At 53.3% G+C, this 14,692-nt stretch carries 14 protein-coding genes; 6 read left to right on the forward strand and 8 right to left on the reverse strand.

Annotation, left to right across the window (positions count from 1 at the left end):
* Positions 1-8: 8 nt before the first annotated feature.
* The 7 genes from IM290_RS15465 to IM290_RS15495 all read right to left on the reverse strand — a co-directional run bounded on the left by IM290_RS15465 (position 9) and on the right by IM290_RS15495 (position 8,810).
* Positions 9-1,472, reverse strand: coding sequence for a mannitol dehydrogenase family protein (locus IM290_RS15465; protein WP_193041914.1), 1,464 nt, complete (start codon positions 1,470-1,472; stop codon positions 9-11).
* Between the two features lie 223 nt (positions 1,473-1,695).
* Positions 1,696-3,234, reverse strand: a complete 1,539-nt coding sequence (locus IM290_RS15470; RefSeq protein WP_193041913.1) for an MFS transporter — start codon at positions 3,232-3,234, stop codon at positions 1,696-1,698.
* Positions 3,235-3,261: 27 nt separating this feature from the next.
* Positions 3,262-4,668: a glucuronate isomerase gene (gene uxaC, locus IM290_RS15475; protein ID WP_193041912.1), complete on the reverse strand. Its 1,407-nt coding sequence runs from the start codon at positions 4,666-4,668 to the stop codon at positions 3,262-3,264.
* Positions 4,665-6,050, reverse strand: a complete 1,386-nt coding sequence (locus tag IM290_RS15480; RefSeq protein ID WP_017694076.1) for an MFS transporter — start codon at positions 6,048-6,050, stop codon at positions 4,665-4,667. Before IM290_RS15480 ends, uxaC begins: the two co-directional genes overlap by 4 nt.
* A 73-nt stretch (positions 6,051-6,123) precedes the next feature.
* Positions 6,124-7,143 carry a Zn-dependent oxidoreductase gene (locus tag IM290_RS15485; protein WP_023296536.1) on the reverse strand — a complete coding sequence of 340 codons (1,020 nt, stop codon included), beginning with the start codon at positions 7,141-7,143 and terminating at the stop codon, positions 6,124-6,126.
* 14 nt (positions 7,144-7,157) lie between these two features.
* Positions 7,158-8,372 carry a D-mannonate dehydratase ManD gene (manD, locus tag IM290_RS15490; protein ID WP_017384541.1) on the reverse strand — a complete coding sequence of 405 codons (1,215 nt, stop codon included), beginning with the start codon at positions 8,370-8,372 and terminating at the stop codon, positions 7,158-7,160.
* Between the two features lie 111 nt (positions 8,373-8,483).
* Entirely contained in the window at positions 8,484-8,810 is a 327-nt protein-coding gene (locus IM290_RS15495; protein WP_003857412.1) for a YnfA family protein, read from the reverse strand.
* 150 nt (positions 8,811-8,960) lie between these two features.
* Between IM290_RS15495 and IM290_RS15500 the strand changes: the two genes are divergently transcribed.
* The gene (locus IM290_RS15500) at positions 8,961-9,299 is read left to right on the forward strand and encodes a DUF1283 family protein (RefSeq protein ID WP_006808856.1); all 339 of its coding nucleotides are present in this window, start codon (positions 8,961-8,963) and stop codon (positions 9,297-9,299) included.
* Positions 9,299-9,859, forward strand: a complete 561-nt coding sequence (gene speG / locus IM290_RS15505; RefSeq protein WP_193041911.1) for a spermidine N1-acetyltransferase — start codon at positions 9,299-9,301, stop codon at positions 9,857-9,859. Before IM290_RS15500 ends, speG begins: the two co-directional genes overlap by 1 nt.
* 17 nt (positions 9,860-9,876) lie before the next feature.
* Here the strand turns inward: speG and IM290_RS15510 are convergent, their stop codons facing one another.
* Positions 9,877-10,587, reverse strand: a complete 711-nt coding sequence (locus tag IM290_RS15510; RefSeq protein WP_017384542.1) for a YnfC family lipoprotein — start codon at positions 10,585-10,587, stop codon at positions 9,877-9,879.
* Positions 10,588-10,779: 192 nt separating this feature from the next.
* Here IM290_RS15510 and IM290_RS15515 point away from each other — a divergent pair, with 192 nt between their 5' ends.
* The 4 genes from IM290_RS15515 to IM290_RS15530 all read left to right on the forward strand — a co-directional run.
* On the forward strand, positions 10,780-11,634 hold the full coding sequence (locus tag IM290_RS15515; RefSeq protein ID WP_003857421.1) for a benzoate transporter: 855 nt from the start codon (positions 10,780-10,782) through the stop codon (positions 11,632-11,634).
* A 102-nt stretch (positions 11,635-11,736) separates the two neighbouring features.
* Positions 11,737-12,042 (forward strand): DUF1161 domain-containing protein, encoded by a 306-nt coding sequence (locus IM290_RS15520; protein WP_193041910.1) that lies wholly within the window; start codon positions 11,737-11,739, stop codon positions 12,040-12,042.
* 130 nt (positions 12,043-12,172) lie between these two features.
* Positions 12,173-14,611 (forward strand): selenate/tellurate reductase subunit YnfE, encoded by a 2,439-nt coding sequence (gene ynfE / locus IM290_RS15525; RefSeq protein WP_193041909.1) that lies wholly within the window; start codon positions 12,173-12,175, stop codon positions 14,609-14,611.
* 10 nt (positions 14,612-14,621) lie between these two features.
* A partial coding sequence (locus tag IM290_RS15530; RefSeq protein ID WP_163374190.1) for a 4Fe-4S binding protein occupies positions 14,622-14,692 on the forward strand: 71 nt, incomplete at its 3' end.

The raw sequence follows: 14,692 nt of genomic DNA on the forward strand, positions 1-14,692 counted from the left end.
TCATCGCGTTAAAGCCGGGAGGCGTACTCAGCAACCGTGGCCTTCGCGCCTTTTTGCAGCAACGTTTGATAGGCCTGCATGACCGCAGCCACAAACACCTCGTCCTTCGGCAGCTCGTTACCGAAAATAGCCTCAATGCCCAACAGCGCGCTAACGCGGCTTTCGCCTTCAGCGCTACCGTTTACCGCCGTCTGAATCACCGTCAGCTGCGGATCGCTCACCTCAATCGCGTTACCCTGCTCATCCACACCGCCGACATAACGCATCCAGCCCGCCACACCCAGCGCCAGCAGCGGGAAGGGTTTCTGGTGGACAAGGTGCCAGCGCACGGAATCGAGCATCCGCTGCGGCAATTTCTGGCTACCGTCCATGGCGATTTGCCAGGTGCGGTGACGCAGGGCCGGATTGCTGTAACGCGCGATCAGCAGGTCGGCATAGTGAGCTAAATCCACCCCCTTCACTTTCAGCGTCGGCGCCTGCTCTTTCAGCATCAGCGCATGCGCGGCTGCGCGATAATGTTCATCTTCCATGCAGTCGTTAATGTGCTGATAACCGGCCAGGTAGCCGAGATAGGCCAGGAACGAGTGGCTGCCGTTAAGCATACGCAGCTTCATCTCTTCAAACGGAATGACATCAGAAACCAGTTCCGCACCGGCCTTTTCCCACTGTGGACGTCCGGCGACGAAATTATCTTCTACCACCCACTGGCGGAACGGCTCACAGGCGACACCTGCCGGATCGCGTACGCCGGTTAGCTGTTCAATTTTATCCAGCGTTTCAGCCGTGACGGCGGGCACAATACGGTCCACCATGGTTGACGGGAAGGTGACGTTCGCTTCAATCCAGTCGGCCAGTTCGCCGTCAACAGCGCGCGCGTAGGCGCAGGTGACATTGCGCATCACGTGGCCGTTTTCCGGCATGTTATCGCATGACATCACGCTGAATGCTGGCAGCCCCGCCGCCTTACGCCGCGCCAGCGCTTCAACCACTACGCCTGGCGCAGATTTCGGCTGATGGGGGTTTTGCAGGTCGGCAACGATTAACGGATGATCGAACATCAGTTGTCCGGTTGCCGGGGAGTGGCAATACCCTTTCTCGGTGATGGTCAGGGAAACAATGGCGACCTGCGGATCGCACAGCGCCGCCAGCACGGTTTCAAGGCCGTCGACCTGCGCATGCAGCGCATTTTTGACGACGCCGACCACGCGCGCCGTCCACGCATCGGCAGACATCTCTGCTACGGTATAAAGATTATCCTGTGCCTTCAGATCGGCGATCTGCTGTTCGCCGCCAATCAGGTTAACTTCGCAGTAACCCCAGTCGCTGCCCTGTTCTGCGGCGAGTATATCGGTGTACACCGCCTGGTGCGCACGGTGAAACGCGCCAAACCCTAAATGAACAATGCGTGCCTTGAGGCTGTCGCGATCGTACTGAGGACGCGTTGCCTTCGCCTGTAATAAACGGTTTTCCATGATTGAGACTCGTTAATTATGAACGCTGAGATCCGCAGCCGCTCTGGTGACAGTGCGGCTGCGCCGGTTGACTAAACCAACTAGAATGGCAGTGTCATTACTTTATCCTGCCGATCACAATACTGGTTATGCTGCCATGAACATTGATTTACATTAACTTTCGGCCAAGTGGTGTGATATAAAAATCAAGTTGTGTGACATCTGGCAAAAGATATAAACCAGATCATACAGGGGTGCGCACCGTCTGCTCGCCGGACCGGACCGTCGGCTCACGCCACAACCTGTCGTAGGAATAGCCTGTTAAATCTTCCACGACCCGGCGAGCTTCGGCGGATACGCGTTGGGGAGAGCCGTTGGCTTTCAGGCGATCCAGCTCATCCACAAAGATTTTGTGCGTACGCTTGTTCAGGTTAAATGTCAGAGCCTGCCACAGGGCCAGGATAAGCAAGGCAGCAGTGCCGATGAACATCAGCATTGCGATGGTGTGGATGGCTTCGGTTGGCTGCGTCTGGCTCCCTTTTACAAATCCGCCGCTTTGTAACAGGAGACCCACAATAAAGGTGGCAATAGCGACCGTGGTTTTTCGGGAGAATGTCATTACCGCGGCAAACAGTCCCTCACGACGCTGACGGCTGACCATTTCATCGATATCTGGAATGAACGGGAACACGTTCCACGGTGTAAACTCAAGGACGCAGCGCCCCACCTGATACACCCCGGCCAGAATGACCAGCGTCGCGACGGTATTCAGCGCAGGGATCTGGTACACGGCAAAGAAGCCCCCCAAACAGAGCAACATCAGTGAATAGGCAAATACATATAGCTTTGATGGCCCATATCTGATGATCCCTATACCCGCAATTAACGTGACGGGCAGCCCCACAATACTCATCGACAGCAGCGTGCCTGCCAGTGAGGAAGAGACATTCAGACAGTAGACGCAGAAAAATACAAATACCGTGTTGTAGACATCTTTGCCGGTAAACGACAGCAGATAGATGGCGAGATGTTTCCTGAAGGCCCGGATTTTCAGGGTGGAACCATACTCCTTAAAAAGTCGTCCAAAGGCAGCCAGCTTCTCTCCTGCTGTTTGTGGGCGTGTGTTTTTTTCCAACCCGGAGAGCATTTCCGGCGTCAACTTGCGTTCCCAGGTCACTTTCCACGAGATGAATACACATACCATAAACAGTACAGCAAAAATAACGCCGTTTATGAGGTAGGCATGGGCGCTGTTTTCCCCGAAATAGCCGATCAGTAATCCGGGAATAAATGTCGCCAGAAACGTCCCGGACGCTGAAAGAAACATGCGACAGGTAGAGAGTTTGGTCCGCTGGTTAAAGTCTTTTGTCATTTCTGACGGTAACGTTTCCCACGGGATCAGTACCATTGCAGCAATAATTTCAAATGCTAGATAGACGGCGAGATAAAAACCGTATGTCATGCCATCAAGCCACAGCAATGCATAGACCAGCATCAACGGTGCACCGATCAGCAAAAAGAAACGTCGGCGACCAAATTTTTTACCAAAATAGTTTTTGTAAAAATGGTCAGTGAAACTTCCCATAAACAAACTAACGATAGCATCGACAATGCGCGCTATAGCAACAATAGACGCCGCTTCAACCGGTGACAACCCAACAAATGTCGTATAGAAGAATAATAACCAGGCGCCGATAACGGTAAAGGCACCGCCGCCCATAATATCCGTTAGTCCGTAGCCGATACTAACCGGAATAGTAATTTTTTTTGCAGTACGAGACATGTTCCATCCCCACTCAGTGAGTAGAATTTAGAATCTGAAATAGTTTTCAGCATTATCATGGCAAATATTTTTAACCATCTTCGTTAGGATGGTGTTATTATCCGGAACTTCACCACGCTCCACCCAGCCACCAATGATATTGCACAAAATACGACGGAAATAATCGTGGCGAGTATACGAAACCAGACTACGGGAATCGGTTAACATACCGACAAAATTCATTAATAGCCCCTGATCCGCAAGGCTATGTAGCTGGTTTTCCATTCCGCGTTGAGTGTCGTTAAACCACCATCCGGAGCCAAACTGTATCGGCGATTTAACGCCCAATTCCGCAGTCTGAAAATTAGCGATAGTCGTCGCGACAATATCGTTATAGCTGGCGTTGAGGTTATATAGAATGGTTTTGGGCAAAGCTTCAGCCTGCGCCATTGCATCCAGGAGTTGGTTGAGATTGGCCGCAAGATTCGACTGATCGGTCAGCGAGTCAAAACCAGTATTACTACCCAAAGAACGGTACATGCGGGAATTATTATTGCGAATCGCACCGAAGTGTATCTGCATTGCCCAGTTATGCTGCCTGTAATTATGCGCCAGCATAATAAAAATGGCACTGTCAAGAATCGCATTATTACGGGCGTCCAGATTTTCACCCCGGCGCTTTCGGGCAAACACGGATTCAACCTGACTTTCATCTGCTGACTGAAAATGGATCTCCACGGGTCCGTGATCGGAAATTCGGCACCCGATTTCGTGGAACCAGGCAATACGCTGGCTCATTCCCTTAACAAAATCGCTGAATGTCTGGATTTTAGATCCTGTCGTCTCACCTAATCGATCGATAAAGTCGGCAAACTGTTCCGCGTTTTGCGCAAAAACATCGTCCGGACGAAAGGTCGGTAATACCTTAACGTTGAACGTCGCGTCATCACGCAATAATTGATGGTAGCGTAAATCATCAAGCGGAGCATCTGTCGTACAAATAACTTCTACCCTGGAGCGTTTAATGAGTTCCCTTGGCGTAAAATCAGGCTGCTGCAATAGCAGATTACAGCGCTCCATTATTTCACGCCAGTTATGCCTGCCCAGCGGTTCGTCACAGTTAAAATAGTGGTGAAGTTCTAAATGAGTCCAGTGATAGAGCGGATTTCCATAGCTCGCTTCGACCGTTTCAGCCCATGCCGCAAATTTATCCTCCGCCGGGGCATCGCCCGTAATGTATTTTTCGTCAATACTGTTGGCGCGCATGGCGCGCCATTTATAATGATCGCCAGCCAGCCAGAGTTCGGTAATATTATCGAGATTTTTATTCTCGAAGATATCTTTCGCGTCCAGGTGACAGTGATAATCAATAATTGGCAGCGCTTTCGCGACGTTACGATAAAGTTCAACACCTCTCGCATTGCCAATCATAAAGTTATCGTTAATAAAACTCATGACAGGGCTCCATATTTCCGCTGCTTCGCTGCGGTATCGCTCTGGCGCAGGGGTTCAGCTGCATCTTCCACCAGGCTCAAATCGCGGTCGCGCACTTCTGGCATCAGCAAAGCGGAGACCAGCCCAATCAGCGAGTACGCCACCAGCATCGCCACAATCGGCCACCAGGACCCGGTCATATTGCAGAAGATCCCCGCCAGCACCGGACCAAAGCCTACCGCCACCAGACCGCCCGCCTCTTTGGAGATCGCCATGCGGGTAAAGCGGTTTCGCGAACCAAACATCTCCGCCATGGTGATGTTTTCCAGCGCAAACAGCCCGAGCACCGCAAAGTTATGAATAACGATGATAGAGAGCATAATCACGCCCGGCGCGTAACTCTTATCGACGATAATCGACAGCATCGGGTAAGCCAGAATAATGGCTGAAATGTTAAGGATGATATATGGCAGACGGCGCCCCACTTTATCGGACAGCCAGCCCAGCAGCGGGATGGAGACGAAGCCAAGAATCGAGCTGATCATCAGCGCATCGGTTGGGATCGCCTTATCAAATAACAGCGTCTGTACCAAGTACCCGGCAAGGAAGGTCTGGATAAGCCCAGAGTTACCGGCCTGACCAAAGCGCAGCCCCGTCGCCAGCCAGAACGATTTGCTCTTAAACATCGCGCCGACCGAGGTATCCTGCGCAGCAACCGGCGCAACGGCTTCGGCATCGTTTACCTTCTCAAACACCGGGCTCTCTTTAAGGTTCATACGCAGCCAGATGGCGAAGATCATCACCACCACGCTGGCGAGGAACGGCACGCGCCAGCCCCAGGCAATAAGTTCTTCACGATCGAGGGCAAAGAACATCACGGCCCAGATCGCCGTGGCGCTCAGCGTCCCGCAGTTGGTGCCCATGGCCACCAGCGAGGAGATGATGCCGCGTTTACCCTTCGGGGCGTATTCGGCCAGCATGGTGCCTGCGCCGGAGATTTCAGCCCCCGCGCCCAGCCCCTGAATAATACGCAGCGTCACCAGCAGCACCGGTGCGAAAATCCCGATCTGCGCGTAGGTTGGCAGGACGCCGATTAAGGTGGTGCAGATCCCCATCATGGTGATGGTGATAAACAGCACTTTTTTACGGCCAATTCTGTCGCCCATTCTGCCGAAGATAAATGCCCCGACAATACGCGCGATGTAGCCTGCGCCGTAGGTGCCCATCGCCAGGATCAGCGCCATGGCCGCGGACTGCTCAGGGAAGAAAATTTCATGAAACACCAGCGCGGCGCCAAGGGAGTAGAGCTGGAAATCCATAAACTCCAGGGCGGTGCCCAGCCAGCCAGATACGGCGGCTTTCACCAGATCTGACGTACTTCTTTGAGGTTGTGCTTGAGTCATAATGGCTATCTCTGCAAGGTAAGATGCGTACCACTGAGAGCCTGTCTTCGCAGGCTCTTAACCGCGTGAATTATTATTGGTCGAACGTGAGCAAGACTTTGCAGCACTGCCGCTGGTCTTTTTCAAACAGTTCGATGGCGTCTGTAACGTGGTGATAGTCAAATGTATGGGTGACCAGTTTTTCAGGGTCGATCAGCCCTTTTTCCAGCCAGTCAATGACCACCGGGAATTTGTTGGCATTCAGGCGCGAAGAGAAGATCGACAGCTCTTTGCCGGTGATCCCCTGCTGCACAATCTGGCTCGGGTCGCTGGAGAAGCCCATCAGCACGATGCGCGCCGCCGGAGACGCCAGCGTAATCGCTTCCTGTAAAATGGACGGATGACAGGCAGCATCGATGATTAACGTCGGCTTGATGCCTTTTTCATCCAGCGCGGCCTGTAAAGAATGCTCGCCGTTGTTGAAGACCCAGTCTGCGCCGCTGCGTTGCGCCATCTCCAGCCGCTCATCAATGCGATCCACCACGATGACCTGCTTCACCTTGTAAACGCCCTTCAGCGCCTGCACGGTGACCAGCCCCATCGGGCCTGCGCCGTAAATCAGCGCCACATCCTGTTCGGTGGGTTTCGCCTGCCCCGTTACGTTGGCGGCAATGGTGAATGGCTCAACCATCACCGCGTGGTGGTCAGGGATCGCATCCGGAATGCGCCAGGCATTTTTCGCCGGCACCACGGCGTATTCGCTGAAGCCGCCGTCACGGTGGACGCCCAGCACCACCAGCGAAGTACAAACGTTCGGTTTTCCAACGGAACACGGGTAGCAGTGCCCGCAGCTGATCACCGGATCAACCGAAACGCGCTGGCCCAGTCGGGTGCCCTCCACGCCTTCGCCAACCGCGTCTATTTCGCCAAAGAACTCGTGACCGATTACCCGCGGGTATTTCGCAAACGGGTTATGCCCGCGATAGATATGGCTGTCTGAACCGCAAATACCGGCGAGCTTAATTTTGACGCGGACGTCGCCTGCGCCCGGCAACGGGAGAGGACGCTCTTCAATCACCAGCACATCCGGCTGTTGGATCACTACGCTTTTCATCATTCGCTCCTCGTTTACCAGTTCCAGAGGGTGCCGTCTTCCAGACGGGCCACCGGCAGATAAGCCGGATCGTACGGGTATTTCGCCGCCAGCTTCTCATCAAACTCAATGCCCAGCCCTGGCTTGTCGCCCGGGTGCATATAGCCGTTATCGAAGCGCCAGCTGTGCGGGAACACTTCCAGCATCTGCTCCGAATACCCCATATACTCTTGCACGCCAAAGTTCGGTACCCACAGGTCAAAATGCAGCGCCGCGGCGTGGCAAATCGGCGACAGATCCGACGGGCCGTGGGAGCCGGTACGCACCTGATAAAGTGAGGCAAAGTCCGCAATGCGACGCATCCCGGTGATGCCGCCCGCATGGGTTATGGTGGCGCGGATATAGTCAATGAGCTGCTCTTCAATCAGCTGCTTGCAGTCCCAGATGCTGTTGAACACTTCCCCCACCGCAATTGGCGTGACGGTGTGCTGGCGGATCAGGCGGAAACACTCCTGGTTTTCAGCGGGAGTCGGATCTTCCATCCAGAACAGACGGTACTCTTCAATGCTTTTGCCGAATCGCGCCGCTTCGATGGGCGTCAGACGGTGGTGCATGTCGTGAAGGAGATGTTCATTGAAGCCGAACTGACTGCGCACTGCGTCGAACAGTTTCGGCGTGAAGTCGAGGTATTTTTCAGTGGACCACAGCTGCTCTTCCGGCCAGGCACCCTTGGTCGCTGGCTCATACGCCAGCCCTTTTCCTTTTGCCATGCCGTAGGTGGTTTTCATTCCCGGCACGCCGCACTGCACGCGAATCGCCTTGAAGCCCATCTCTTTATGACGGGCATAATCTTCCAGCACGTCGTCAATGGTGTGCCCGGTGGTGTGACAATAAACCATCACCCCTTCCCGGGAGGCTCCGCCCAGAAGCTGATAGAGCGGCATGTTCGCGGCTTTCGCCTTAATGTCCCACAGCGCCATATCCACGGCAGAAATCGCTGACATGGTGACCGGACCACGACGCCAGTAAGCGCCTTTATAGAAGAACTGCCAGATATCTTCGATGCGGTGCGCATCGCGGCCAATCAACTGAGGGCACAGGTGATCTTTCAGGTAGGAGGCAACGGAAAGTTCACGTCCGTTCAGCGTGGCATCACCCAGGCCGACAATGCCCTCATCGGTGGTGATTTTAAGGGTGACAAAGTTACGCCCCGGGCAGGTGACAAATACTTCAGCCCCGACAATCTTCATAATCCATTTCCTTACATCGCTCGTTGTGATGCAGGAAATTTACGCAACTACACTACTACCATACAAGTATAATGATCGTAAAATCAGCGGGCGATCACACTATAAGGACGCTTATGCGCGTCCCCAACCGGCCACGATGATCAACATGCCGCACAGGGCAATCAGCGCGCCTGCCCAGTCATACAGGCTTAGCCTGACGCCATCAACAACGCGCAGCCACAGCAGCGCGGTACAGACGTACACTCCGCCGTAGGCCGCATATACCCTCCCGCTGGCGGCCGGATGCAGGGTGAGCAGCCAGACAAAAAGGGCCAGGGACACACCCGCCGGGATCAGCAGCAGCGCGGAAGCGCCCCGCTTTAGCCAGAGCCACGGCAAAAAGCATCCGATGATTTCGCAAAGCGCGGTCGCGAAAAAAAGCAGCGTCGTTTTGAACATTTTTCTCGTTTCGTGAGGATTGATTTAGACATCATACGCGATAATGTTCACATCGTTCCCATACCTGCCGCGCGGGTATGACACCCTTTCGGATTGGTGTAGAATCCAACGGGGTAATCCGATTGTCTGCACCCGTTTAAAGGAAACGCTATGACTACATTAAGCAAACGCCTTTGTCTGACAGCCGTACTGGCGCTGTCATCGTTCGCCTTCGCCGCAACGGCATCAGCCGAAACCAGCAAACTCATCATTGAGTCTGGTGACAGCGCGCAAAGCCGTCAGAACGCCGCCATGGACAAAGAACAATGGAATGACACCCGCAGCCTGCGTCAGAAAGTGAATAAGCGTGTGGAAAAAGAGTGGGATAAAGAAGACGTCGCGTTTGATGCCCGCGACAAATGCCAGCAAAGTGCCAACGTCAACGCCTATTGGGAGCCTAACACCCTGCGCTGTCTGGATCGTCGTACTGGCCGCACGGTAGCACCGTAATGTCGATGCCGTGTGACGTTAAGCTCCGTCCGCTGGAGCGCGAAGATTTACGCTTTGTTCACCAGCTCGACAACAATGCCAGCGTGATGCGCTACTGGTTTGAAGAGCCTTATGAGGCGTTTGTCGAGCTGTCCGATCTCTACGACAAGCATATCCACGATCAGAGTGAACGCCGGTTTGTGGTGGAGTGCGAAGGTGAGAAAGCCGGGCTGGTTGAACTGGTTGAGATCAACCACGTTCACCGTCGGGCGGAATTTCAGATCATTATTTCACCGGAGCACCAGGGGAAAGGTCTTGCGTCGCGGGCGGCAAAGCTGGCGATGGATTACGGGTTTAACGTCCTGAATCTCTACAAGCTTTACCTTATCGTCGACAAAGAGAACGAAAAAGCGATTCATATCTACCGTAAGCTGGGCTTTATGGTGGAAGGTGAACTGATCCATGAGTTCTTTATTAACGGCGAATACCGTAACACCATCCGCATGTGCATTTTCCAGCATCAGCATCTGGCCGGGCATAAGTCCTCCTCCGCCAGCCTGCTTAAACCCACCGCGCAGTAACCTGCGCGGTTTTATTCTCAATAATATTCAATGCTGTTTTTGATGGTGTACTTGTGCTCAACGGCAGGTTTGACGCTGTCATCGGTGATCACCAGCTCACAGCTCACCGGGTTATTGTGGCGATCGTAATCACAGCTCTGCTTTACATTGCCCATCGGTTTATCGTTCAACAGGCTTACCGCCGTATAATCCATGCGCTTGCGCAGATCTTTCGACGGCACCGACTTGACCGATAAACGCTTGTCGCCGGAAACCGTAGTTTTACCCAGCGGGTAGCCGTCGGCGTCATACTGGTACTTCACTTCCATCTCTTTGCTGTGCGCGGCAACCACAAACCCGTTATCGTCGGTGTCCCACGTCAGGCCGGCAGACGGCAGTTCCGCCAGCTGACATTTCCCCTGCAACTTTACCTTCTGCTGCTGGGTTTCAGCATCGACGTAGTAGTTAGCATCCAGCACCAGCGCAACGCCCGTATTAGCGTCGAGATCGTGCAGTTCAAGCGTATCGAAACACCCTTCCGTTGACATCGTGCCGGTCACACGTTTAGAGACTTCACCCTTATCGTTGAACAGCGTCTGGGTAAAATCCTTCACCGGCCCGCGCAGAGGATCAAAGTCAAACTCGTTCGAAAAACTCGCCATCTCCGGCGTAAATGACAGCGGCGCGGTGTTGTTGTCGCATCCCACCAGTACCGTTGCCAGTAGCGTTATCGCTGCGTATTTGTTCACATCATTTACCGTTCAAAGAGAGATACAATCATATTAGCAAATACAGCAACTTACATAACAGCACTTCATTTGACTCTTTGCGCTGTATAAATCCGTCGTTTGCATTGACGAGACCTGCCAAAGTGGCTACTTTGGGCGCGGAAGATTCCACACTATTATAAAATTAGATTCTTAAATTTTCGGGTTAACATCATGATTTACGACTGTTTTTTATACTATGACGAAGATATGTTGCTCGACATCAGATTACATACTCTCGCTGATGTCGTTGACCGTTTTGTCATTGTAGAAGCAACACACTCTTTTACGGGCATACCGAGAGAATTGCATTTCGATATTACAAAGTTTGCCAAATTCAAAGACAAAATCATTTACGTGCCTTTTGACGCGCAGCCTATTTTAAACCGTGCGGATAATAACCAGGTTGATGCCTGGGCAAATGAAGCAGCGCTTCGCAACTCCATTATGAACGGGTTAAAAGACGCGGCAGACGACGATCTGATTCTGGTGTCAGACGTTGACGAAATCTTCTCTCCCGACACGGTCAGGGCCATTAATCCGCGCGCGCTCTGCACGACTATTCATCAAAACGTGTTCAACTATCAGTTTAATCTCCAGGTTCACAACACGGATGGTACGCCGAGAAAATGTACCTTGCCCCGCGCGACGTCCTATTACAACCTTAAGCATTTCTTCCACGGTGAGCCTGAATCTTTCAGAAACTGGAAGCGTGCGCGCAAAGATAAAAACTGGTCATGGTTTAAATGGAACTGGCTAAAAATCAATAATAAAATTGTGAAAGATGGCGGCTGGCATTTCTCATGGGTAATGACTCCAGAAAGAATTTCCGAAAAAATGTCTACCATTTCTCATACCGAATACGATCTGCCGGAATTTAATAACCCGGAACATATTATGAAGGTTATTACCAACGCCGAAGATATCTGGGGACGAGACCGAAAACTGGTCAGGCAAGAGGTATCAAAACGCACCCTGCCTTCTTATCTGGTAGACAATCAGCACCATTATTCGCAATTTATTTTATGACGCAGGCAGGGCTCCAGGACAATTCAGAAAGACAGGTCCAAAAACAAAAGCTTACCCTAACCCTGCTATGCTTATAGTCCACACAGTGAAAAGGAGCTACAGATGAAACGGTTACCCTGGATTACCGCCCTGCTGTTAATGAGTGCTTCACCCGCTCTTCTTGCGGCCCCGGACTCCTGCGAGCGCGTGAAAAGCGACATTCAGCAGAAGATTATCAACAACGGCGTACCGGAGTCTGGCTTTACCCTGAACATCGTCCCGAACGATCAGGCCGATCAGCCGGATGCGCAGGTCGTTGGGCATTGTGCCAACGATACTTTCAAAATTTTGTACACCCGCATCAGTAGCGGCAACTACCCGGTGAGCGGCGCAGGTACGCAAGAGAATGCGCCCGCTGAGCCGCAATGATTTTCCCACTCAATTCCCCTGATTTGACGAGGATTAATATTTAATACCTCTAAATAAGTAACACTCCCCCCATCATTAGCCCGGTTGTAGTCACGGGTGAAAATAATTATTAACAATGATGGGGTGAGTTATGTCCGAAGTTGAACATCACAGCGGTATAAGCCGTCGAACTCTGGTTAAATCTACTGCCATAGGATCACTGGCGCTTGCCGCCGGTGGGATCGCATTACCTTTTGGTCTGAAAAGCGCCGCCGCCGCTGTGCAGTACGCTATTCAGCCCGCAGAAGACAAAGTCGTCTGGGGCGCCTGCTCGGTGAACTGCGGTAGCCGCTGCGCCCTGCGGATGCACGTTCGCGATGACGAAGTCTACTGGGTTGAAACGGATAATACCGGCGAGGATATTTACGGCAACCATCAGGTTCGCGCCTGTCTGCGAGGCCGTTCAATTCGCCGTCGCATTAATCACCCAGACCGTCTGAACTATCCGATGAAACGCGTGGGCAAACGCGGAGAAGGCAAGTTTGAGCGTATCACCTGGGAAGAAGCGCTGGACACCATCGCCGTGAGCCTGAAAAGCGTGGTCGAAAAATACGGCAACGAAGCGGTCTACATTAACTACTCCTCCGGAATTGTAGGTGGCAACATCACCCGCTCCTCCCCTTACGCCTCGCTGGTCGCGCGCCTGATGAACTGCTACGGCGGCTTCCTCAGCCACTACGGCACCTACAGCACCGCGCAGATCGCCTGCGCAATGCCCTACACCTACGGCAGCAACGACGGCAACAGCACATCGGATATCGAAAACACCAAACTGGTCGTGATGTTCGGCAATAATCCGGCGGAAACGCGCATGAGCGGCGGCGGGATCACTTACTACCTTGAGCAGGCGCGCGAACGGTCAAACGCGCGGATGATCGTTATCGATCCGCGCTACACCGACACTGCCGCAGGGCGTGAAGACGAGTGGATCCCGATTCGTCCGGGCACCGATGCCGCGCTGGTGGCAGGTATTGCGTGGGTGCTGATTAATGAAAATCTGGTCGATCAACCTTTCCTCGATAAATACTGCGTGGGTTATGACGAAAATACCCTGCCGGAAGGCGCACCGGCTAATGGTCATTACAAAGCCTATATTCTCGGCCAGGGTGATGACAAAACCGCGAAAACCCCGGAGTGGGCGTCTCGCATAACGGGCATCCCTGCCGATCGCATCATTAAGCTGGCCCGTGAAATCGGTTCGGCGAAACCGGCCTACATTTGCCAGGGCTGGGGCCCACAGCGTCAGGCTAACGGGGAGCAAACGTCCCGCGCCATCGCCATGCTGCCGATCCTGACCGGCAACGTCGGCATTAACGGCGGCAACAGCGGCGCGCGCGAATCGACCTACACCATCACCATCGAACGCATGCCGCTGCCGGAAAATCCGGTGAAAACGCAAATCTCCTGCTTCAGCTGGACGGATGCCATTGCCCGTGGACCGGAGATGACCGCCCTGCGCGACGGCGTACGCGGCAAAGATAAGCTCGATGTGCCGATCAAGTTCATCTGGAACTACGCGGGTAATACCATCATCAACCAGCATTCCGATATCAACAAAACTCACGACATTTTGCAGGATGAGAGCAAGTGCGAAACGATCGTCGTCATCGATAACTTCATGACCTCGTCCGCGAAGTATGCCGATATTGTTCTGCCGGATCTGATGACCGTCGAGCAGGAAGATATCATCCCCAACGATTACGCCGGAAACATGGGATACCTGATTTTCCTCCAGCCGGTTACCGCCCCGAAGTTCGAGCGCAAGCCCATCTACTGGATCATGAGTGAAGTGGCGAAACGCCTCGGACCGGATATCCATCAGAAATTCACCGAAGGCCGTACGCAGGAGCAGTGGCTGCGCTACCTGTACGCCAAAATGGTCGCCAAAGATCCGCTGCTGCCATCCTACGATGCGCTGAAAAAAATGGGTATTTATAAGCGCAAAGATCCTAACGGACATTTTGTGGCCTATAAAAAATTCCGTGACGATCCGGATGCCAATCCGCTGAAAACCCCGTCGGGCAAAATCGAGATCTACTCCAGCAAGCTGGCGGATATTGCGGCAACCTGGGAACTGCAAAAAGACGAAACCATCACCCCGCTGCCGGTCTATACCTCAACCTTTGAAGGCTGGGACGCGCCCGAGCGCAGCAAATTCCCGCTGCAACTGTTCGGTTTCCACTTTAAAGCCCGTACCCACTCCAGCTACGGCAACGTGGATGTGCTCCAGGCCGCCTGTCGCCAGGAGGTGTGGCTTAACCCTGTGGATGCGGAGCAACGTGGAATCAAAAACGGGGATAGGGTGCGCGTCTTCAACGACCGCGGCGAAGTGCGTATTGCCGCGAAAGTCACCCCGCGCATCATGCCCGGCGTAAGCGCGATGGGCCAGGGCGCCTGGCATGACGCCAACATGAATGGCGATCGTGTCGATCACGGCTCCTGCATCAATACCCTGACCACGCACCGCCCGTCACCGCTGGCGAAGGGCAACCCGCAGCACACGAACCTGGTGCAGATCGAGAAGGCATAAGGATTAACCGATGACTACCCAGTATGGATTTTTTATTGATTCCAGCCGCTGCACCGGGTGTAAAACCTGCGAGCTGGCCTG

The organism is Enterobacter cloacae complex sp. S1 (genome assembly GCF_014930525.1).
GTDB lineage: Bacteria > Pseudomonadota > Gammaproteobacteria > Enterobacterales > Enterobacteriaceae > Enterobacter > Enterobacter hormaechei_C.